This is a genomic window from Microbacterium sp. PI-SA-G (genome assembly GCF_057215335.1).
The window spans coordinates 2,567,449-2,588,504 of record NZ_CM170103.1 but is presented as its reverse complement, the minus strand read 5'-3'; the positions used below and the strand labels follow the sequence as shown (position 1 = coordinate 2,588,504).

At 69.9% G+C, this 21,056-nt stretch carries 23 protein-coding genes; 7 read left to right on the top strand and 16 right to left on the bottom strand.

Annotated features, from left to right (window positions below):
* Positions 1 to 9: 9 nt before the first annotated feature.
* Positions 10 to 1,488: a PucR family transcriptional regulator gene (locus AC2D10_RS12725; RefSeq protein WP_484708167.1), complete on the top strand. Its 1,479-nt coding sequence runs from the start codon at positions 10 to 12 to the stop codon at positions 1,486 to 1,488.
* A gap of 118 nt (positions 1,489 to 1,606) precedes the next feature.
* Positions 1,607 to 2,455, top strand: coding sequence for an alpha/beta fold hydrolase (locus AC2D10_RS12720; protein WP_484708166.1), 849 nt, complete (start codon positions 1,607 to 1,609; stop codon positions 2,453 to 2,455).
* A 13-nt stretch (positions 2,456 to 2,468) separates the two neighbouring features.
* On the opposite strand, the gene AC2D10_RS12715 is transcribed toward AC2D10_RS12720, so the two are convergent.
* Together AC2D10_RS12715 and AC2D10_RS12710 are read right to left on the bottom strand one after the other, a co-directional pair.
* Positions 2,469 to 2,894 (bottom strand): cupin domain-containing protein, encoded by a 426-nt coding sequence (locus AC2D10_RS12715; RefSeq protein WP_484708165.1) that lies wholly within the window; start codon positions 2,892 to 2,894, stop codon positions 2,469 to 2,471.
* 80 nt (positions 2,895 to 2,974) lie between these two features.
* Complete coding sequence (locus AC2D10_RS12710) at positions 2,975 to 3,781, bottom strand: Rossmann-fold NAD(P)-binding domain-containing protein (protein ID WP_484708164.1); 807 nt, start codon at positions 3,779 to 3,781, stop codon at positions 2,975 to 2,977.
* Between the two features lie 119 nt (positions 3,782 to 3,900).
* Here AC2D10_RS12710 and AC2D10_RS12705 point away from each other — a divergent pair, with 119 nt between their 5' ends.
* Positions 3,901 to 5,289: an APC family permease gene (locus AC2D10_RS12705; protein WP_484708163.1), complete on the top strand. Its 1,389-nt coding sequence runs from the start codon at positions 3,901 to 3,903 to the stop codon at positions 5,287 to 5,289.
* Entirely contained in the window at positions 5,276 to 5,488 is a 213-nt protein-coding gene (locus tag AC2D10_RS12700) for a multidrug transporter (RefSeq protein ID WP_484708162.1), read from the top strand. Before AC2D10_RS12705 ends, AC2D10_RS12700 begins: the two co-directional genes overlap by 14 nt.
* Positions 5,489 to 5,515: 27 nt before the next feature.
* On the opposite strand, the gene AC2D10_RS12695 is transcribed toward AC2D10_RS12700, so the two are convergent.
* The 3 genes from AC2D10_RS12695 to AC2D10_RS12685 all read right to left on the bottom strand — a co-directional run bounded on the left by AC2D10_RS12695 (position 5,516) and on the right by AC2D10_RS12685 (position 8,473).
* A complete protein-coding gene (locus AC2D10_RS12695; protein ID WP_484708161.1) occupies positions 5,516 to 6,091 on the bottom strand; it encodes an isochorismatase family protein in 576 nt (191 codons plus the stop codon).
* 80 nt (positions 6,092 to 6,171) lie between these two features.
* A complete protein-coding gene (gene corA / locus AC2D10_RS12690; protein ID WP_484708160.1) occupies positions 6,172 to 7,188 on the bottom strand; it encodes a magnesium/cobalt transporter CorA in 1,017 nt (338 codons plus the stop codon).
* 4 nt (positions 7,189 to 7,192) lie between these two features.
* Positions 7,193 to 8,473, bottom strand: a complete 1,281-nt coding sequence (locus AC2D10_RS12685; RefSeq protein WP_484708158.1) for a serine hydrolase domain-containing protein — start codon at positions 8,471 to 8,473, stop codon at positions 7,193 to 7,195.
* Positions 8,474 to 8,558: 85 nt separating this feature from the next.
* Here AC2D10_RS12685 and AC2D10_RS12680 point away from each other — a divergent pair, with 85 nt between their 5' ends.
* Both AC2D10_RS12680 and AC2D10_RS12675 read left to right on the top strand, forming a co-directional pair.
* Positions 8,559 to 8,873, top strand: a complete 315-nt coding sequence (locus AC2D10_RS12680; protein ID WP_484708157.1) for a DUF2470 domain-containing protein — start codon at positions 8,559 to 8,561, stop codon at positions 8,871 to 8,873.
* 70 nt (positions 8,874 to 8,943) lie between these two features.
* A complete protein-coding gene (locus AC2D10_RS12675) occupies positions 8,944 to 9,591 on the top strand; it encodes a biliverdin-producing heme oxygenase (RefSeq protein ID WP_484708156.1) in 648 nt (215 codons plus the stop codon).
* Positions 9,592 to 9,593: 2 nt separating this feature from the next.
* Here the strand turns inward: AC2D10_RS12675 and AC2D10_RS12670 are convergent, their stop codons facing one another.
* Complete coding sequence (locus AC2D10_RS12670; protein WP_484708155.1) at positions 9,594 to 10,988, bottom strand: ATP-dependent DNA helicase; 1,395 nt, start codon at positions 10,986 to 10,988, stop codon at positions 9,594 to 9,596.
* Positions 10,989 to 11,106: 118 nt separating this feature from the next.
* Between AC2D10_RS12670 and AC2D10_RS12665 the strand changes: the two genes are divergently transcribed.
* A complete protein-coding gene (locus AC2D10_RS12665) occupies positions 11,107 to 12,183 on the top strand; it encodes a hypothetical protein (protein ID WP_484708154.1) in 1,077 nt (358 codons plus the stop codon).
* 5 nt (positions 12,184 to 12,188) lie between these two features.
* On the opposite strand, the gene AC2D10_RS12660 is transcribed toward AC2D10_RS12665, so the two are convergent.
* The 10 genes from AC2D10_RS12660 to AC2D10_RS12615 all read right to left on the bottom strand — a co-directional run bounded on the left by AC2D10_RS12660 (position 12,189) and on the right by AC2D10_RS12615 (position 21,041).
* Positions 12,189 to 14,198, bottom strand: a complete 2,010-nt coding sequence (locus tag AC2D10_RS12660) for a bifunctional copper resistance protein CopD/cytochrome c oxidase assembly protein (protein ID WP_484708151.1) — start codon at positions 14,196 to 14,198, stop codon at positions 12,189 to 12,191.
* Between the two features lie 90 nt (positions 14,199 to 14,288).
* On the bottom strand, positions 14,289 to 14,576 hold the full coding sequence (locus AC2D10_RS12655; protein WP_017203554.1) for an HU family DNA-binding protein: 288 nt from the start codon (positions 14,574 to 14,576) through the stop codon (positions 14,289 to 14,291).
* 323 nt (positions 14,577 to 14,899) lie between these two features.
* Positions 14,900 to 15,724, bottom strand: coding sequence for a DUF559 domain-containing protein (locus AC2D10_RS12650; RefSeq protein WP_484708147.1), 825 nt, complete (start codon positions 15,722 to 15,724; stop codon positions 14,900 to 14,902).
* A 245-nt stretch (positions 15,725 to 15,969) separates the two neighbouring features.
* Positions 15,970 to 16,275 carry a 30S ribosomal protein S14 gene (gene rpsN, locus AC2D10_RS12645; RefSeq protein ID WP_102193482.1) on the bottom strand — a complete coding sequence of 102 codons (306 nt, stop codon included), beginning with the start codon at positions 16,273 to 16,275 and terminating at the stop codon, positions 15,970 to 15,972.
* A gap of 3 nt (positions 16,276 to 16,278) precedes the next feature.
* On the bottom strand, positions 16,279 to 16,449 hold the full coding sequence (gene rpmG / locus AC2D10_RS12640) for a 50S ribosomal protein L33 (protein ID WP_045250846.1): 171 nt from the start codon (positions 16,447 to 16,449) through the stop codon (positions 16,279 to 16,281).
* Complete coding sequence (gene rpmB, locus AC2D10_RS12635) at positions 16,449 to 16,685, bottom strand: 50S ribosomal protein L28 (protein ID WP_484708145.1); 237 nt, start codon at positions 16,683 to 16,685, stop codon at positions 16,449 to 16,451. Before rpmB ends, rpmG begins: the two co-directional genes overlap by 1 nt.
* A gap of 126 nt (positions 16,686 to 16,811) precedes the next feature.
* On the bottom strand, positions 16,812 to 17,591 hold the full coding sequence (locus tag AC2D10_RS12630) for a DNA-3-methyladenine glycosylase (RefSeq protein WP_484708143.1): 780 nt from the start codon (positions 17,589 to 17,591) through the stop codon (positions 16,812 to 16,814).
* Position 17,592: 1 nt separating this feature from the next.
* Positions 17,593 to 19,206 carry a hypothetical protein gene (locus AC2D10_RS12625; RefSeq protein ID WP_484708141.1) on the bottom strand — a complete coding sequence of 538 codons (1,614 nt, stop codon included), beginning with the start codon at positions 19,204 to 19,206 and terminating at the stop codon, positions 17,593 to 17,595.
* Complete coding sequence (locus AC2D10_RS12620; protein WP_484708140.1) at positions 19,196 to 20,020, bottom strand: TIGR03943 family putative permease subunit; 825 nt, start codon at positions 20,018 to 20,020, stop codon at positions 19,196 to 19,198. The genes AC2D10_RS12625 and AC2D10_RS12620 overlap by 11 nt, the downstream gene beginning before the upstream one ends.
* Positions 20,013 to 21,041 (bottom strand): permease, encoded by a 1,029-nt coding sequence (locus tag AC2D10_RS12615; protein WP_484708138.1) that lies wholly within the window; start codon positions 21,039 to 21,041, stop codon positions 20,013 to 20,015. Before AC2D10_RS12615 ends, AC2D10_RS12620 begins: the two co-directional genes overlap by 8 nt.
* Positions 21,042 to 21,056 lie beyond the last annotated feature (15 nt).

Genomic DNA, 21,056 nt, shown 5'->3' with positions numbered 1-21,056 from the left:
ACTGTGCGCATGGCACAGTACTCTCTCCGAGATCTGCAGGCTGACGCGGATCGGCTCGGACTGCGCCGCATCGCCGGACCCGTCGACGACCGTGAGATCAGCCGCGTCGACCTGGCATCGGTCGACCGCCTCGACGCCGTCACCGCCGGCACGCTGGCGATCATCCCCGGAGATGAGCAGCCGCCGCCCTTCCGCGTCGACGTGGCGCTGCGTCAGGCCAGCGCGCGCGGGCTCGCCGGCATCGTGTTCACCACCGGGATCGTGCTGGCCGAGACGGCATCGGTGCTCGCCGACCGCGGCGGGGTGCCGGTGTTCTCGGCGGCGGGAGTGAGTGCGGCCGATCTTGCGAAGACCGTCGACCGAGCGATCTCGGGCGGGGCGTCCGAGGCGATGATGCGCGGCGCCCAGGCCGTGACCGCGGCCACCGAGGCGGCATCCCTCCCCGGGAGCACGACCGACAGCATCCTCGCCGCCGCGGGCGGAGTGCTGGGCGCCGCCCTCTCCCTCGTGTCGGATGCGGAGGTGGGATGGACCGACACCGACGCGGTCTTCATCGGCGAGGTTCCCGTCGGTCGCCTTGTCGCCGCGAGCACCGACGGCGCCACCGAGGTCTCTCTGCCCGTGATCGCCTCGCTGCTCTCGCGCGTCGCGCAGCGGCAGAGTCGCGACCGCTACGCGCCGACCCAGTCCCGCGCCGATCTGCTCGTGGAGCTCGTGCTCGCCGACTCCACCCGGGCGGAGGGCTTCGTGGCGCAGGCCGCCCGTCTGGGACTGCCGCTCGCGCAGTCGCACGTGGTCGCCTGGCTCGCGCCCACCCGTCCGTCCGACCCTGAGGCACGTGCCCCGCGCAGCGTGCAGCCGGCGCTCGAGCTGTTCGCGCTGCAGCTGGTCGAGGCGCGCGACGAGATGTGGCACGTCGCCTTCCTGCAGGACGACCTCATGCTCGTGTGCACCGAGGAGCACGGCGCCGGAGACCACCAGCGACGCGTGCGTGAGGTGGCGATGCTCATCCAGCAGCAGGCGCGCGAACTCGCCGGCGCCGACTGGGCCTACACGCTCGGACTCGGCACCCCGCAACTCGGAGCGCTCGGACTCCGGCACTCCGCCGCAGAAGCCCGCATCGCCGCGGAATCGGCCATCGCCGCCGGGCGCCTCGGCGGTGTGGAGCTCACCGACGTCACCGGACTGCGGCGCGTGCTGCTCGACGTCTACGCCTCGCCGATCAGCCGCGAGCTGCTGCACGACGTGCTGCGTCCGCTCGACGAGCTCGGCGCCGAGCGCGCACTGCTGTCGGTGCGCACGCTGCTCGCGTACCTCGCGCACGACGGCTCGCTCGTGCACGCTGGCAAGGAGTTGATGCTGCATCCGAACGGCGTCGGCTACCGGATGCGGCGGATCCGCGACCTGCTCGGCATCGACCTCAGCGACCCCGACGCGCGCTTCGCGGTCGAGCTCGCGTGCCGGGTGCGGCTGCTCGGGGCGGGGTAGCGGGGGCGGGCAGGCGTCATAGATGGCCGCACAGCATGGGCACAGCACACACCCGCGCGCGTCTCCGGTGGAGCCGCATCACATGACCGGATGCCGCGGTGCGACCTAGGCTCGCTGCATGCCCTACACCGACTCCGCCGATGTGCGTCTGTACTACGAGGTCTTCGGCGAGCCCGACGCCCCCGTGCTCGTGCTGGTGTCGGGCGGCGGGGCTCAGCTGCTGGCGTGGGACGAACGCTTCATCGCAATGCTCACCGACGGCGGCCTCCGCGTGGTGCGGTTCGACAATCGCGACACCGGTCTCTCGCAGCGCTTCGGCGGCCCCGACGACCTCGACGGCGGCTACTCGCTGTCCGACCTGGCAGACGACGTGCTCCGCGTGCTCGATGACCTCGGCGTCGAGTCGGCGCACATCGCGGGCCACTCCATGGGCGGCATGATGGCGCAGATGCTGGCGATCGAGCATCCCGAGCGCGTGCGCAGCCTCGGCCTCCTGTCGACGATCCCCGGGCAGTCGCCCCGGTACGTGCTGCACGGCGAGCGCCCCGAACTCGCCGAACCGCCGGTGCGCGTCACGCGAGACGAGGCCGTCGCCTTCACGCGGGCTGTGCTGGAATCGCTCCCGCCCGGGCGCTACGCCCCACAGGTCGCATGGCACGTCGCCGCGACCGGTGACGCGTACGACCGCGGCTACTTCCCCGAGGGCTTCTCGCGGCAGTGGGCCGCGCTGCGGCGCGCGCCCGAGCGGCTCGAGGCGCTGCGGGCGGTGACCGTTCCGACGCTCGTGTTCCACGGCCGCGACGACGACGTGCTGCACTGGGCGTCCGCGGTCGACATCGCCGAGGCCATCCCGCATGCGGAGCTGCAGGTGCATCCCGACATGGGCCACCTCATCGCGCACGAGCTGTGGCCCGATCTCGCCGCCGCTCTGCTGCGCACGGCGACCAGGGCCGAAGAGCGCCGCTAGCCGGAGAGCGCCGCTAGCGGTCGGCCTCCGCGTCGAACTCCTCCACTCCCGTCTGCGGGAACGGATGCGGGCCGCGCGGGCCGAACACGAGCACGAGCTCGGCCGGCGCCTCCGACTCGTTGCGCACGCCGTGGTGCAGACCCTCGGGCGCGTAGAACGCGTCGCCGGCACGCAGCACGCGGCGATCGGTGCCCGCGGTGATCACGACCTCGCCCCGCGTCACGACGTACATCTCGTCGGAGCTGGTCGTCGAGCAGCTCTCCGGATCACCGGTCAGGTGATGGTGCTGTCCCTCTTCGGCGCCGGGCTCGAGGTGGTAGAGCATGACCGAGGTCGGCAGCGCGGTCGTCTGCCGGAAGTACCACTCCACGCCGATGCGGCCTTCTCCGTCGTAGAGTTCCCAGTCATGGCCGCCGTCGCCTCGTCTCTGCACGCGCATGCGTGCCAGTGTGCGACGCGTCGCACGCGCAGACCATGGTGCGATGCCCCAGCGCGCCGCCGTGCCGGTGTACGCCTGATCTACGCGCGCGCCTCACGGATCATCTCGGCGTACCCCTCGGCGTAGGTCGGGTACTCGAGCGTGCCCAGCACCCGGCGCAGCAGCGTGCCGTCGAGCACGGTGCCGCTGGCCTCTGCGGCCGGGTCGTCGGGCGGAGCATCCACCTCCAGCTCCCGGGCGATGAACGCGACGACCTCGCCGAGCGGTGCCGGTGCCTGGTCGACCGCGTGCACCACGGTCGGGGGCTCGGGCATGCGCAGCAGCGCGTCGATCGCGCGCACCAGGTCGACCTCGTGGATGCGGTTCGTGCGCCGCCGGTGGTTCACCACGGCGTGATCGCGCACCTGGCGCAGCAGGAACTCGCGCCCAGGACCGTAGATGCCGGCGGGTCGCAGGATCACGGCGTCGAACATCTCGCGCGCGGCCAGCTCGCCGTCGCGCAGCCCCTGCGAACGGTCGCTCGCGGGCACGGGCTCGTCGGACTCGGTGATCGGGCGGTCGAACGGGCCGGCCTCGAAGACCCCCGTCGACGACACGAAGACGGTGCGTGCGGGCGGGTGCGGCAGTGCCGCCAGAACATGCGCGAGCACCGTGCGGTAGCCGGGTCCGCCGGGCGGCAGCGTGACCACCATCGCATCGACCTCGGGCAGCGGCTGCGCCAGCGGCTCGCCCACGTCGGCGCGGATCCCGGTCACGCCGTCGGGCAGCACGCCGTCACTGCGCCGCACCGCGACGACCTCGCCGCCGTCCGCCACCAGTCGCGGCGCCAGGCGCTGCGCCAGCTTGCCGTAGCCGATGAGGAGGGTGCGTGCGGGAGCCGGGTTCACGCCTCCCAATCTTCCACACCCCACCGACACCCGGACACGGGCGCCGAGGAGCCTCGGCAAAGGAGACACCCCGTGTCAAGCCCTTCCCGCTGGACCCCGCCCGGCTCTAGCGTGGTCAGATGACCTCAGACACTGCGGCCGAAGCTCCCGCGCCGACTCGCCTCCGCCGCGCCATCACCGGCCCCCTGCTCTTCGCCTTCATCCTCGGAGACGTGCTCGGGGCGGGCATCTACGCGCTGATGGGCGTGCTCTCTGAGAAGGTCGGCGGGATGCTGTGGGCTCCCCTGCTGCTCGCTCTCGGCCTCGCGTTGCTGACGGCCGGCTCGTACGCCGAACTCGTGACCAAGTACCCCCGGGCCGGAGGAGCCGCGGTCTTCGCCGAGCGCGCGTTCCGCAGCCCGATCGTGTCGTTCCTGGTCGGCTTCAGCATGCTCGCCGCGGGTGTGACCAGTGCCGCGGGACTGGCGATCGCGTTCGCCGGCGACTACTTCCGCACCTTCATCGATCTGCCGACGATCCCTGTCGCCATCGTGTTCCTGGCGGTCGTCGCGGCCCTGAACGCCCGCGGCATCCGCGAATCCATGGGGGCGAACCTCGTGATGACGGCGATCGAGCTGAGCGGCCTGGTCATCGTGATCGCGGTCGTCGCGGTCTTCGTCGGCGGCGGAGGCGGCGACCTCTCCCGCGTCACCGAGGCCCCGGAGGGCACGAGCACCGGCATCGCCGTGCTGGCCGGAGCCGTGATCGCGTACTACTCCTTCGTCGGCTTCGAGACCTCGGCGAACATGATCGAAGAGGTCAAGAACCCGCGCAAGACCTACCCGCGGGCGCTGTTCGCCTCGCTCTTCACGGCCGGCGCCGTGTACCTGCTGGTGGGTCTGGCAAGCTCGGTCGCCCTGCCCGCCGCCGACCTGCAGGAGTCTTCAGGACCGCTGCTGGCCGTCGTTGAGGCCACCGGCGCCAACATCCCGTCGTGGCTGTTCAGCCTGATCGCGCTGATCGCGGTCGCCAACGGCGCCCTGCTGACGATGATCATGGTCAGCCGCCTCACGTACGGCATGGCAGAGCAGGGCCTGCTGCCCTCGCCGCTGGCCCGCGTGCTCCCCAAGCGCAAGACGCCGTGGGTCGCGATCGTCACCACCACTCTCGTCGCGATGGGGCTCACGCTCGTGGGCGATCTGGCCACTCTCGCCGAGACCGTCGTGCTGCTGCTGCTGTTCGTCTTCCTCAGCGCGAACGTGTCGGTCCTGGTCCTGCGCCGCGACCGCGTCGATCACGATCACTTCCGTGTGTGGACGTTCGTGCCCGTGCTGGGCATCGGCTCGTGCATCCTGCTGCTCAGCCAGCAGCGTCCGATCGTGTGGCTGTTTGGCGCGATCCTGCTCGCCGTCGGCGTGGTGCTGTTCTTCCTGGCCCGCTGGGGTCGCCGCCGCTCTGAGGGCTCCGCCGACGCCGCTCCCGCCTCCGCATCCACCACCCCTGAAGGGAACACACATGACCACGCATGACGACAGCACCGCGGCCGACATGACGAACGAAGAGAAGCGGCACGATCAGCTGACCTCCGCCCCCGACGCCACCGAGGCCGACGCCGCCCCGCGCATCGAGGTCACCGAGCACGACGGCGTCACGCGCATCGACGTCGCGCCCGACGCCCCCGTCCGCCCGGGTCCCGGCCCGGGAATGCCCGAAGCCGACGGCGTCTGACGCGACCGACGCGCTGCCGCGTCGGGGTCAGCGCACCGCCACCCCGACGCGGTCCTGCGTGCGGATGACCCGCGCGAAGCCCCGCGCCGCCAGGATGCTCTCGGTCCTGCGCATGATCTCGTCGCCCGAGACGGCAGCGAGCGCGCCGTTCGCCGGGATCGCCGAGGTCGTGGTGGCATCGGTCACGAAGTCGACGTCGAACCCCAGATCACTCGCCACGCGAGCGGTCGTCTCGCAGCACTGCTCGGTGCGGATACCGCAGATGACGACCCGTCCGACGCCCGCGGCGTCGAGCTGCCGCTGCAGGTCGGTCGAGGTGAACGCGTTGACGGTGGTCTTCGTCACCGCCGGCTCCGACTCGAGCGGTCCGAGCTCCGCCATCACCCTCGCAAACCCGCGGTCCGGGTCGAACACGCCCCCGGTGCCGGGTTCTGCATGCGTGATCCACACCACGAGATCCCCCCGCGACCGCGCATCCGCGACGAGCAGAGCGATGTTGTCGATCGCCTCGGGGTTCGCGGTCGCCGCCCACTCGTCGGGGCGCTGCCGGAACGACTCCTGCGCGTCGATGACGAGGAGGGCGGTGTCGGTGTGTCGTGTCATCCGCTCATCGTCGCCGACCGCGATCGCGGCGACAAGCGCGCGCGGCGACAATCACCGGCGGGATCCCGCCACGGGAGCCGTTACAGCCAGCCCTTGCGTTTGAAAGCGGCGTAGAGCCCGACGCCCATCACGAGCATGAGCCCGATCGCCATCGGGTAGCCGAGCGCCCAGTGCAGCTCGGGCATGTGGTCGAAGTTCATGCCGTAGACCGTGCCGACCAGGGTGGGCGCGAACAGGATCGCGGCCCAGCCCGAGATCTTCTTGACCTCGTCGTTCTGCCGGATGCTGAGCTCGGTCATCCGGCGCATCTCGTCGTTCTGGCGCCGCGCGACGATCGTCGACTCCACCGTCAGCGCGTTGTCGAGCACGGCGCGGAACGTCGTCGCCCGATCGGTCACGCGCAGCGTGTGATCGAGCACGTCGCGCAGATACCGCTGCAGCTCGTCGTCGACCCGGTACTTCTCGGATCCGCGCAGCAGCGCCTCCAGCATCCCCGACAGCGGCTGCGTGGCCCGCTGGAAGTCGATGACCTCGCGGCCCAGTTCGTAGATGCGCTGGGTGGCGTCGACGTCGTCGACGAACAGCTGGCTCTCGATCTCGTCGATGTCGTTCTCGAGACCGGCGAGCACCGGGGTGTACTCGTCGACGACCTCGTCGAGGATCGCGTAGAGCACGGCCTCGGGGCCGCGCTTGAGCAGCGGGATGTCGGACTCCAGCCGGTGCCGCACGCGGGCGAGGTCGGGAGACTCGGCATGGCGGATCGTCACGACGAAGTCGGGGCCGACCAGCACATGCACCTCGCCGAACTCGACCTCCTCGGTCTCGTCGAGGTACCGGGCCGGGCGCAGCACCATGAACAGCACCTCGCCGTAGCGTTCGAGCTTGGCGCGCTGGTGGCCCGAGAGCGCGTCTTCGACGACGAGCGCGTGGATGCCGAACTCGTCGGCCACCTCGCGGATCTCCTGCTCGCTCGGGCGGTAGAGTCCGATCCAGCTCATGCCGCCGCGGGCGCGCATCAGCTCGAAGGTCTCGCTGAGGCTCTGCGGATTCTCGGTGCGTACGCCGTCGACGTAGATCGCGTTGTCGACGATGGCCATCGTGCTATCCCGCCGGCGGTGCCACGCACGGGAGCGCGGAGTCGGTGATCGTCTGGTGATACTGCTCGGCCGTGAACGGAAGACCGAACTCGGGTGCCGTCTGCCCCTCGGCGGCGGGGGCCTTCGAGGCGATCGCCGCGAGCTCCCAGGAGAGCCACTGCGCGAAGCCGGCCCCGGTGGTCGAGTCATTGAGCACCACGGCGACGGTGAAGCCGGTCGTCGGGTCCGAGTACGCGGCGGTCGCATAGCCGGGCGTCCACCCGCCCTGACCGATCATCGAACCGATCAGCGTGGCCCCGCCCGTCGTCTGGTACCACGACGGGGAGTCGGGACTCGCCGGCAGCGGCGCCGCGAAGCGGTCCGGGGTGTCCTTGCGGCGAAGGGCCTGCGTCGCCTCGGCCTGCACGTAGCGGCCCAGGTCCGTGATCGTCGACACCACTCCGGAGTCCAGGTAGCCGGTACTCGACGACATCGTGGTGATGTCGACCGGTGCCGCGCAGTCATAGCCGCCCTCGACGCCGTTCATGTAGTGCCCGTTCACGACCGGCCCGTCCGACGGCGGGGCCGCCTCCGTCGCGGGAAGGCGCGTGTTCGACAGGCCGAGCGGCTGCGTCACGTACTCGGCGATCAGCTCGGATGCTGTCATGCCCGATGCCCGCTCCAGGGCGAGGCCGAGCAGCAGGTAGCCGGCGTCGGATTCGCGGTAGGTGGTGTGCGGGGGAATCCGGTCGCGGCCGAGTCCGTACCCAGCCAGCTCGAGCGGCGCCCAGACGCGTTCGGGGGTGTTCAGCCACGCCGCCTTGACCGTCTCCTCCGACGAGCCGGCTCCGCTGGTGCCGTTGCACAGGTCGAGGAGCGTGATGTCGGTCATGTCGGCGACGCCTGACACGTAGTCGGGAACGGGAGCGTCGAGCTCGACCGTTCCCCGGTCGGCGAGCGCGTAGAGCACGTCGCAGGTCATCAGTCGGGTGACGTCGGCGATGCGGAACGACATGTCGGTGTCGAGCGGTTCGCCGCCGGGACCCTGCGTGCCGACGCCGGTCACCCAGCTGCCGCTCCACGGGGCCCAGACCCCGACCACGGCACCGGTGGCACCGGATGACACGAGGGCGTTGTCGACTGCGGCCTGCAGCGCGGCGGTCATGTCATCGGGCAGTGCGCCCTCGACCTGAGAGGGCGGCGTGTAGGTGAACGTCTCCTCCGAGGAGCATCCGGTGAGCATGAGACCGAGCACGGCCGCACTGGCCACTGCGGCGCGCCACCGGCGCGACGAGAGAAGCTGCATGAAAGGAACCCCCGAATGATGTCTCCCGAGTCTAGAACGCCGATGCTGAAAGTCCGCACCGGACCCCCCGTCCTAGAGTGTGGTCGTGCCTCATTCCTTCGATGCCGACGTGATCGCCGCCGTGCTGCGTCACATGAACGGCGACCACACCGATGACAACATCCTGATCGCGCGCGCATTCAGCGAGCCCGCAGACGCCGAGGTCACGCAGTCCGTGATGACGGGGTTCGACGGCGACGGCGGCCGCTGGGACGTGACGCGCGGCGACTCCGTGACCGAGCTGCGGGTGCCGTGGCCGGGAGGAGCGATCTCCGACCGCCCTTCCGTGCGCCGCCAGGTGGTCGCGCTCTACGACGCCGCGTGCGCGCGCCTGGGCGTCGAACCCCGCCCCCACGACTGAGGGACGGCGGCCCGCGTCGCTTCCACATCGGGGCTTTCCTCGCGACTTAGGTAACCCTTACACTGAGGTCATGTCCGAGATCCTCTCCTTCTCCGCCGCGCTGCGCGAACGGTCCTCCGGGTCGCACTCCCGCAGTGAGGGCGCCGGCTTCATGTCCGACCTGCTGAAGGGTCAGGGCTCCCGCGAGGACTACATCTCCCTCGTCGCACAGCACTACTTCATCTACGCGGCCCTCGAGGGCGCCAGTGAACGCATGCGGCAGGATGCCGTGGCATCCGTCTTCCTCAGCGACAAGCTCACGCGGCTGCCCGCACTGAAGGCCGACCTCGAGTTCCTGCTCGGCGAGGACTGGCTCGACCACATCACCCCGCTCCCCACCACGCAGCGCTACGTGCAGCGCATCCTGCAGGTCGGCGCCACCTGGCCGGGCGGCTTCGTCGCGCACCATTACACGCGCTACCTGGGCGACCTGTCGGGCGGGATCTTCATCGGCCGCGTGATGGCCCGTCGTTTCGGATTCGAGACCAACGGCATCGGGTTCTACCTCTTCGACGACATCGCCGACCCGTCCGCCTTCAAGGACGTGTACCGCGAGCAGCTCGACGCCGCCCCGTGGGACGACGCGGAGCGCGAGCGCGTGATAGACGAGGTGCTGCTGGCCTACCGCTTCAACACCGAGCTCTTCGAGGACCTCGACCGCGCACGCGCCGCCGCCTGAGTTCAGGTGCGCGGCAGCTCGGGCGTCGACGCCGCGAGCCACGCGTCACGCATGAACCGGCGCACGTCCTCGTCGACCCGGATGTCGCGGGGCCGCAGATCACGCGACAGGTACAGCCCGTCGAGCGAGGTCAGCCGACTCAGCGCGACATAGGTCTGCCCGGGCGCGAAGGCCCCCGACCCGAGGTCGATGATCGCGCGCTCGTACGTCTTGCCCTGCGATTTGTGGATCGTGACCGCCCACGCCAGCCGCAGCGGGAACTGCGTGAACTCCGCCACCACGTCGCGGCTGAGCTTCTTCGTGTTCTGGTCGTACGCGTAGCGGAACCGCTCCCAGACGGCGGGCTCCACGTCGACCTCCTCGCCGTCGATGTCGACGCGCACCGAGCTGCCCAGGATCCGCACCACCGTGCCGATTGTGCCGTTCACCCAGCGCGGCGGCTCCCCCGAGGGGGCGGTGTCGTTGCGCAGGAACATCACCTGCGCGCCGACCTTCAGCCGCAGCTCCGACTCCGCCGGCAGCGAGGCCTCGCCGCGACCGAAGTCACCGCTCACCTCGGCCTTGGCCGTCTGCTCCTTGCCGGGCAGCGCGGCGAGGTGACGGTTGTTGATGCCGTTCACGATGTCGTTGCGCGTCGCGAGCGTGATCATGGGCACCTCGCCCGGCTCGGGGTCCGGAGGCGTTCTCGAACCCTGCGCGTTGAGCACGCCCGCGATCTCGGCGGTCACGCGCCCGTACCGCACGGCGTTGAGCATGGCCTTGAAGCCGTCGTCGGACTGCCGGTGGATTTGCACGAGCTCACGCACGTGCAGGTGCGCGCGCGTGTCGACCTCGAACAGCCCCTGCTGCTCGGACGACCCGTCGCCGCCGGATCCGCCCGCCCACACCCGAGCGTCGAAGAACCAGAACGAGCGGTAGTGGTCCTGCACGTAGCGGGCCTCGTCGCCGCGGGGCGGCACCGGAGCGAGCTGGTACGGGTCCCCGAACATGACCACCTGCACGCCGCCGAACGGCTCACCGCGGCGCCCCCTGGCCTGTCGCAGTGAGCGATCGATCGCATCCATCAGATCGGCGTTGACCATCGAGATCTCGTCGATCACGAGCGTCTCGATCGCGTTGAGAATGCGGCGCGTCGCGTCGTTCTGGTCGATGTCTCCGTCGGCGATCAGCCCGATCGGCAGCCGGAACAGCGAGTGGATCGTCTGGCCCTCGACGTTGAGCGCGGCGACTCCGGTCGGCGCGCAGATCGCGATCTGCTTCGCGGTGTTGTGCGCGAAGTACTGCAACAGCGTCGACTTGCCGGTGCCGGCCCGACCCGTGATGAACACGTGCTCGCGGGTGTCCTCGATGAGTCGGAACAGCTCGTTCTGCTCATCGGACAGGGCGGGAAGGGACACGGCTCTCTCAGGGGACGCGGGCGGACGCGAAAATGCTCTCCCCCATGCTACGGCCCGGCATCGTCAGCACCCCCGTGGCGCTCGGCATCGTCCCAGGACGCACTCCTAGACTGACGCCATGCACACGGGGGAGATGAAGGCGCCTCGGCGCGCTCGTCTCGGCGTCGATCTCACGCTGCTCGCGCTCGTGGGCGTGCTCCTGTTCGCGGCCGTGGGCGCGGGCGGCACCTCGCTGTACCACCAGTTCTACGGCCCCTCCGCGTTCGTGGCGCGCTATCTCGACCTGCTCTCGGCCGGCCGCGCGGCCGACGCGCTGCGCACCCCGGGCGTGGCGATCGACCGGGCGACGCTCTCGGCGGCCGGCATCGACACCGCGGCATCCGAGGCGATGCTCCGCCATGCGGCCCTCGCGCCCCTCACCGACGTGCACGTCGACTCCGAGAAGCCCGGCGATGACGGCACCGCGGTCACCGTCAGCTACAAGGCCGGCGGCCACACCGGCAGCAGCACGTTCGTGATCGAGCAGGACGGCTGGGTCGGCGTCACCCCGAACTGGCGATTCCAGAAGAGCCCGCTCGCGGTCATCGAACTCACCGTGCGCGGATCGGATCGCTTCGCGGTGAACGGCTTCGAGGTCGACCGGCGTCAGGTCTCCAGCGCGGGAGTCGAGGCCGCCCCGCTCGACCCGCTGCCGCTGCTGGTCTTCACCCCGGGCATCTACGCCGTCACCGTCGACACCCCGATCGCGGAATCGACAGGGTCGGGCGTGCTCGCCGACACCCCGCTCGCCATCACACCGCTCGACGTGCAGACGAAGCCGACCGACGAGTTCGTCGGCGTCGTGCAGCAGCGCGTCGAAGAGTACCTGGCGCAGTGCGCCACGCAAGAGGTGCTGCAGCCCACGGCGTGCCCGTTCGGACTGCAGGTGCGCAACCGCATCACGTCGCCGCCGACGTGGTCGATCACCACGCAGCCGAAGGTCACGGTCGCGCCCGACGGCACCGGCCACTGGATGATTCCTGCGGCGGATGCGGTGGCTCATCTCGAGGTCGAGATCCAGTCCCTCTTCGACGGCTCGATCCAGGAGGTGTCCGAAGACGTGCCCTTCCAGGTGAACGGCACGATCGTCATCCTGCCCGACGGCTCGGCGTCCATCCGCGTCGGCTCACCCGAGGACCCGATCGCCGAAGGCTGAGCCTGTCAGCGGCGGGCGTTCTCTGCTTCGCGCTGATCCCGCTCGGCCATCTTCGCGAGCTTCGCGTTGTACTCCTCGAGCTCGGCCTCGCCCGTTCGGTCCGCGTGCCGGTCGCGACGACGCTGCAGCTTCGTGTCGCTGCGGCTCCACTGGATCGCGACGGTGATCGCCAGGATCAGGGTGGGGATCTCGCCGATCGACCACGCGATGCCGCCGCCGATGTACTGGTCGTCCAACGGCGCAGGGCCCCAGTCGCGACCCATCGAGCCGAACCAGTCCGCGACCATCAGGCCCTCCTGCATCATGATCGCGACGCCGAAGAAGGCGTGCATGGCCATGACGGCGATCAGCGTGATCAGGCGGCCCGGGTACGGCAGGCGGTAGGGCACGGGGTCGGCGCCGACGAGGCTCATCACGAACAGGTAGCCGGTGATCAGGAAGTGCGCGACCATCCACTCGTGCCCGAGGTGCTCGTACATCGACCACCGCACGAGGTCGGTGAAGTAGAACGCCCACAGCGAGACGATGAAGAGCGCCGCGGCGACGAACGGATGCGTCACCACGCGTGAGAACGGCGAGTGCACCGCCCACATGATCCACTCGCGACCGCCGCGGGTGCCGTCGTCGCGCTTGTGCACCGCGCGCAGCGCCAGGGTGATGGGCGCTCCGGCCACGAGCAGCAGCGGGATGGCCATCGACAGCATCATGTGCCCGAGCATGTGCACGCTGAACAGGTACTCCTGGTACGCGTTGATCGGGCCGCCCGTGACCCAGACCAGCAGCAGCAGCCCGAACACCCAGAAGATCGTGCGGTGGATCGGCCAGCGGTCCCCGCGGCGATGCAGACGGATGGCGCCGGCCAGGTAGAAGAAGAGCCCGAAGCCCGCCGCGACCAGCCACAGGATGTCGAGATCCCACGCCGTGAACCAGCGATCGATCGTGAACTCCGGCGGCAGCGCCGAGCGCGTGAGCACCTCGGCGGGGGTCTGCGCGAACGCGGCCTCCTCGCCGGTGGGCGGAGGTGTGCGTGCGAGCGCGGCCGCGGCGCCCGAGGCCAGACCCATCAGCGTGACCTCGGCCAGCACCAGCATCCAGAACCAGCGCGACGCGCGTTCGCCATGCAGCTTGGGGATCAGCCGTGCGCGGTACCAGGCGCCCAGCAGGCCCATGCCGGTCAGCAGCACGACCTTGGCGATCAGGATGCCGCCGTACGGGGTCGCGAGCTGACTCCAGTCGCCCAGCGCGACGATCGAGCGCGCGACACCCGAGACCGCGACGACCACGAACGCCGCGAGCGCGATCGACGAGTAGCGCGCGACCAGGCGCGGGGTGTCGACGTCGGAGCGCGTGCGGAACAGGACGAGCAGCAGCAGGCCGCCCAGCCAGACCGCTGCGCCGATCGTGTGCAGCAGGATCGAGTTGACCGCGACGTTGTGCCCCGAGAGCTCGCCGGAGTGCCCCTGGCTCGCGAGGGGCAGGAACGAGATCGCCGCGAGCCCGGCGGTCAGCAGGGTCGGAGTCCACGTGCGCCACGCGAAAGCGAGGACTGTGATCACCGAGCCGAGGATGGTGGTGATCAGCCACGACTGTCCCAGCGGCGTCTGCAGCAGGTAGCGGCCGAGCTGCGAGCCGAACTCGGCTTCGATGCTGAGTCGCGGGTTGAACGCGGCCATGAACGTGAGGAAGCCGGTGAACCCCGCGGCGACCGTGAACAGCGCGGCGCCGACCGAGGCGATGTTGAGCGCCGCGTCGAACGGCCGGGTCTCGCTGCGCAGGGCGAAGAGCGCCATCACGAGGGATCCGAGCATGGCGGCGCCGGCCACGTTCATGATGACCTTGGCCACCGGAATGCCCCATCGCACGAAGGGACCGGGGTCCTGCAGCAGGAGCGGTGCCGCTCCCCCGCCGAGCGCGAGCGCGACGACCACGCCGACGACCGATGCCGCGAGCAGCACTCCGAGTCCGGCGAGACGGTACGCCGAACCGTGGCTTGTCGTCTCAGTGCGCGAACTCACCCCTCCAGCCTAAGCCGCGTGATCCTGCCCAGGGACCGCAGAAGGCCGCCAACCCCGAGAGGATGGCGGCCTTCGTGAGGTGCGTCGGAATTACTTGACGGCTGCCTTCAGCTTCGAACCAGCGGTGACCTTGACGCGCTTGCCGGCCGGGATCTTGATCTCGGCGCCGGTCTGCGGGTTGCGGCCCGTGCGGGCAGCGGTGTCGACCTGCTCGAACGAGATCCAGCCCGGGATCGAGACCTTGCTGCCCTTGGCAACGGCGTCGGAGACCGTGGCGAACAGGGAGTCGAGGACACCGGAGACGGTGGCTTGGCTCTGGCCCGTGGCGCTTGCGATGCTCGCGACGAGCTCGGTCTTGGTGATGGACTTGTCAGCCATGTCATCCTCCAGCGACGAGATCCCGTCGCATCGTTGTGGGTGTCGGAGCGGAAGCCCCGTGGTCGAGTGACCGCCTCGAATGTATCAACGTCCGCCGACATTTCCGCGTCATTTCGCGGGTTTTGGCGATTTCCGGGGCGTGTTGCACCACTTTTGTCACTCTGGTCACACGTTTGGGTGCTGTGGGCGGGCGCGGGCGCGTCGTTCGAGGGGATCGGATGGCGCGTTGGGCGGACTCTCACCTGTTGGGCGGAGGATGCCGCGGCGCACCTCCGCCCAACGCCGAGTCCTCCGCCCGAACTGTGCGAGCGCAGGCGCTCCACTCACCCAGCCCGATGCAGACGCTGGGCGATTGCGGCCAGGATCGTGCCCTGCACGGACGCCCAGTGGTTCATGAACTGGTCGTAGCTGATCCGGATCACGTGATAGCCGCGGAGCATCAGCTCGGCATCATGAGCGATGTCGCTCGTGCGCTGGACTCCCACGTGGTGGCCACCGTCGATCTGGACGACGAGCCGCTCGCCGAGCACGAAGTCGACCCGACGCCCGAAGATCCACACCTGCGGCGTGATCGGCACATTCAGCCATGCGAGCCTCGTTCGGAAGATCGTCTCGGTCCCGGCATCCGCGAACGGTCGAGCGTCGGCCAGCATCCTTCTCGCGGGCGGCGGCAGGTGCATCCGCTCGAGCGCGGTGAGATCCACCGCGCCCGCTCTCAGCGCGGATTCCCACGTCGCCAACGCATCTTCGTACGGCTGACACCGGGCGACGAGGATGAGTGCGTTCTCGATCGAGTCCTCCAGGCGATCAGGATCACGAGCGAAGGTCGGCCTGTTCCAGTGCACGACGCCTCGAACGGCGTTCGCGTGACCCGATTTCGGCGGCGCCGCGACGTGCGCTTCAGAGGCAGCCGTCACCCACAGTCCTCTCCTCGCGGCGAGCGTGATGCAGCTGAGCACGACTCCCCGCTTCGCCGCCGCGACGAGCATCGGGTCGGCGTGTGGAAGCGCCACCCATCCGCGGCACACCGAGACCACCTCCCCGCCACGCAACGCCCGGCGGAGTGAGTGCTCGGTGATGCCGGAGCGTCGCAGTGTCGTGACGCGCGCGATCCCCTGTCCAGCGGCCAGAACTCGCACGACATCCATCGGTCGATCATGACGGTCCGCCGCGTTCTCATGGCTCCACGCCGTCCACTGTGAACAAGTTCGGGGGACACACGGCGGGCTGGCAGTGGCGTGCAGGAGGACTCGTCAGGCGGAGAACTTCGGCATGGGCGGAGGATGCCGGGGCTGGAGACCGCCCGCGACGGAGAAGTCCGCCCTTCCCGCACACCGGGGTACGCGAAAGGGGCGAGGATCCGAAGATCCTCGCCCCTTTCGAGTACTGGGACTTACCAGCTGGACTTGGTCACGCCGGGCAGCTCGCCACGGTGTGCCATGTCACGGAAGCGGACACGCGAGATGCCGAACTTCGTGAGGACACCGCGGGGGCGGCCGTCGATGACGTCGCGCGAACGCACGCGAGCCGGCGACGCGTTGCGCGGCAGCTTCTGCATGCCGACACGAGCGGCCTCGCGGGCCTCGTCGGTCGCGTTCGGGTCGACGAGGGTCTTCTTCAGTTCGGCGCGACGCTCGGCGTAACGCTCGACGATGACCTTGCGCTGCTCGTTGCGAGCGATCTTGCTCTTCTTAGCCATTGATCAACGCTCCTCTCGGAATTCGACGTGCTTGCGGACAACCGGGTCGTACTTCTTCAGCACGAGGCGGTCGGGGGTGTTGCGGCGGTTCTTCTTGGTCACGTACGTGTATCCCGTACCTGCCGTGGAACGCAGCTTGATGATCGGACGAATGTCCTGAGCCTTCTTGGCCATTAGAGCTTCACACCCTTCGCCTTGAGGTCCTTGACGACGTTCTCGATGCCGCGGACGTCGATGACCTTGATGCCCCTGGCGGACACGTTGATCGTGATCTTACGACCGAGCGACGGCACGAAATAGGTCTTCTTCTGCACGTTCGGGTCGAAGCGGCGCTTCGTCCGGCGGTGCGAGTGCGAGACGTTGTGACCGAAACCGGGAACAGCTCCGGTCACCTGGCACACTGCTGCCATGATGGTGACTCCTTCTTTACCGTGAGGCCGGACGGCCCCACCCAAGATCCCTTGTCTGCACGCTGATCGGTCCCTCAAGACCGGACAGCACGCGAACTGCGCACAGGAGTGTGCGCAGACAAGGAGTCAGTTTAGCACGGCTCCCGGCCCGGGCGTGTCGGGCATCGGATGCTCGAGGCTCGCCGCGTGCGCGCCTCGTCCCCAGCGGAACGTCGACACCGTCGCGTCTCCCGGCACCCAGAACCGCCACGGGAACGCCGCCGTCCCGGCCAGGCCGGCCACCCCGACGCGCGGCCCGACGGCGACGTCGGCGAGCGGCTCGCCCAGCCACAGCTCCGCGCGGGCCCCGTGCCACTCCTCGCCCGTGACGACGTCGATGCCGTCGTGGAGCGGATGCCGCAGCCCCACGACCTGTCCGAGACGCCCGGGGCCGCGCGCGAGATCCCTGAGGGCGGTGGCCCGTAGCGGGAGTGCCGCCGCGCGGCGGAGTGCCGCTGCATCCGTCCCGCCGACGACTTCGCCCGCGCGCAGCAGGATTCCTCCCGCCTCACCCTCGGGCCCTGACACCACGTTCACGCACGAATGGATGCCGTGGCTCAGGTACACGTAGAGGTGCCCGGGCTCGCCCCACATCGTGGCGTTGCGGGCCGTGCGCCCCATGCGTGCGTGCGACCCCGGGTCCGGCATCGGACCGGTGCCCTGCCCGTGGTACGCCTCGACCTCGGTGATGCGCAGCCGCACCTCGACCGGCTCGAGCCCGGCATCGCGCGCCGTGGCGACGATTGTGCGCAGCTCGCCGCCGAGCAGCCTCGGCGCGACATCGACGGGGAGTCCGCCGAGATCGTCACGGGTCGCCCGCCGCAGATCGCTTCGCGGCGTGGACCCGAGGGGGGCGATCGGGGTCATGTCAGAAGCGCGGCGCCGTCTGGCACCACGAGGCATCGAAACCGGTGAGTGCGACCATCTCCTCGCCCGTGCGCAGGTCGAGCAGGTGCGTCTCCATGTTCTCGGGCAGCGGCAGCAGCATGCCGTCGTACGGGTTCTCGGCCAGATCCGGGGCGATCACGACCGCCGCGTACTGCCCACTCGGCGAGGCGCACGCCTGCAGGATCGAGTCGGTGGATCCGACCTCGATCAGCGGCTCGGCGGTGCCGTCCTCCGCGACGCGCACGATCGCCTGGCCCTCGGGGATGCCGGACTCGTCGCGGGCGACGACATGGCGCAGCGTTCCGCCGGGGAACGGGGTGATCGTCGTCGCGATGCCGTAGTCGGGCACAGACGCCTCCAACGGCACTTCCGACCCGTCGGTGAGGTTGAGTTCGACCACGGTGCCGTCGAGGCGCTCGACGATCGCGGTGTACGTGCCCCGTGAGACGCCCTGGATGTTGGCGGCGAGACCGAGCGACTGCACGCCGGCGTCGCTCGAGCGGTCGATCAGCGAAAGCCCGCCGTCGAAGTCGATGAAGAGCACGGCGGCGCTGTCGGGCACGAACTGCCACGAGAACACGCTGGCCTCCTCGCCCGCCACCTCGGCGATCTGCGGCTCGTCGTCGCCGGTCAGCGACTGCGTCACCAGAACGCTCGCTCGTCCTTCGGTGTCGCTGAGCTCGCGGTCGGAGTAGCTGTAGCCGACGAGCCCGCCGCGTTCCGAGACCTGGATCGCGCCGACGTAGCCCTCACCGGGCAACTCGAGCTCGCGCTCGTTGGTGCCGTCGCGGTCCATCACGAGGATCTTCGACGCGTCGCCCTCGGCGAGGGCGACCACGAGTCGGTTCGACGTCGCGCGGAAGTCGTTGATCTCGTCGTGCGAGTAGACGGGCACGCCCTTCTTGCCGCCGAGGTCAGTGCGGAAGATGATGTCCTCGCCGTTCACGTCTCGGCGCAGCAGGAACATGCTCGATTCCGGGGTCGTGAGGGTCGTCGTGAGGACCGAGGACGGTCCTCCGCCGGCGCCGCGCACATCGGCCACCCGGATCGTGTACTTCGTGGCGTCGTCGAGCGGGACCGTGAAGCGGATGCCGATGCCACGGCCCGCCGCGTCGACCGTGAACGGCACCGCGGGCTCGACCGTGACCTGCGCGGGGTCGATGGCGGTGAGCGACTGGTTGGCGGTGAGGATGACCCGGCTGCCGGACGACTCGATCGCCTGCTCGGGGTCGGACTGCACATCGGTGATGCGCGGACCCTGCGTCAGGCTGACGACGCCGAACCCTGCGCCGACCAGGACGAGCACACCGAGTACCGCCGCGATCGTCAGCAGGAAGCGACGGGATCGGCGCGGGCGCGGTGCTGCCGCGGGTGACGGCGCTGCCGGGGGCGGAGGCTCCTCGGATGCGGGGGAGGCGATGGCCTCGGGAACGGGCTCGGGAACGGGAACGGGAGCGGGAACGGATGCCGCGACAGGCGCGGCAGCCTCCTCGCGCGCCGCCTCCTGCGCCGCCGCGGCCTCGCGCGCCGCACGCATCTCCGCTCGTGTCTGCGGGACGGCCGGCGTCTCAGGGCGCTGGTCGTCAGTACTCATACGGGTCCCCGGGCTCGTCGATCTCGACGACATCGGTCGGGTCGACGTGCAGCGAGCCGTCGGCGTCCGCGCGCACCGTGCCGGTGATCTCGATCCACTGGCCGGTGGGGTAGTCCCCGGCATCCACCGTCACGGGCAGAGTCGCGGTCTGCGCGTCGATCACGCAGTGCGTGATGACGAGTCGCGTCAGGTTCACGCCGTCGTCGCCGGCCGCCGGTGTGACGAACCCCGTGAGCGTCACCGGGGCGCCGTCGTACGCGGCGGTGTTGGTGGCGGCCGCGAACACGCTCGCCCAGTCTCCGACCCCGAACGTCGAGGTGTCGGCCACGCCCAGCGCCACCGTGTCGGCTCCGGCGAACAGCGAGGTCTGCTCCCCCGCGCGCGACATCGCGAGTTCGACCGAGAGCGTCGCCGGCGGCAACACGAGCGCGGTCAGCACCACACCCGAGGCCACCACTCCCCCGGCCACGGCGCCGACCGTCGCGAGGGTGCGGCGCGGAGAGACCGCGCGGGGGGTCTCACCGGCATCCGTCACCGGATCCGCGGCGGCGACCGGGCCGTGATCGTGGCCGTGATCGTGGCCGTGATCGTCTTCGACACCCAGCGGCAGCGTGCACGACCAGACAGCACCGGCCAGGGTGACGACCGCCGCGGCGCAGGCGAACCAGACCGTCTCGGGGCTGATGTAGAGCGTGAGGCGACCGGTGACCCCGAGTCCGAGTGTGAGCACCGAGAGCAAAGTCGCGAGACCGACTCCGAGCCAGCGCGAGGCGAGGGCGCGGGTGCGCGGACGGGTGAAGACGGAATCAGACAAGGACGTTCACCCCGATCCCGATAGCGAATGCCGACGCGACGACGACCCCCACGATGATCGCGAGGGTGCGACCGGTGAAGGTGGTGCGCATCAGCGCGAGCATCTTGATGTCGACGAGGGGGCCGACCAGCAGGAAGGCGATCAGCGCGCCCGACGAGAACGTCGAGGCGAAGGAGAGCGCGAAGAAGGCGTCGACGTTCGAGCAGATCGCGACCGTCATCGCCAGCACCATCATCGTCACGATCGACAGCACCGGGTTCGACCCGATCGCGAGCAGCATGTCGCGCGGGATCAGCACCTGCACGGCACCCGCCAGCGCCGAACCGATCACGAGCGCGGGCATCACGGCGCGCAACTCCACGAGGAACTGCGTCAGGCTGCGCTTGGTCGGGGTGCCGTGCTCGTGGGTGACCCGATCGCACGTGTCGACGAAGCGCTGGGTGAGCAGCGCGTTCGGGTCGGGGTGGCGGCTGAAGATCCAGCCGATCAGGTTCGCGATCAGGTATCCGCCGACGAGCCGGGCGACCAGAATGCCGCCGTCCCAGCCGAACGCGGCGTGCGTGGTGAGGATCACGATCGGGTTCACGATCGGCGCAGCGATGAGGAAGGTCAGCGCTTCGGCCGGCGCGAGCCCGCGCATCATCAGTCCACGGGCGAACGGCACGTTGCCGCACTCGCACACGGGGATCAGCATGCCCAGCAGCGACAGTACCGCGCGCCGCGCCCAGGCCCGCTGAGGGAGCCAGCGCTGGATGACATCGGCCGGCAGCCACACCTGCACCACGATCGAGAGCACGACGCCGAGGATGACGAATGGCAGCGCCTCGATCAGCACGCTGAGCGCGAGCGTCAGCCCGTCCTGCGCGCGCGTGGGAAGCGACGCGGGGAAGAGCGCCGGCAGGAACTGGTCGATCAGGAACAGCGCAGCGATGATGGCGACGCCGATCGCCACGCCCACCCAGGCCGATCGCGGCGAACGGGTGAGGCGTTGCGACTGCCTCGGAGGAGTGAGCAGGCTCACGCGGATGCTGCCCGG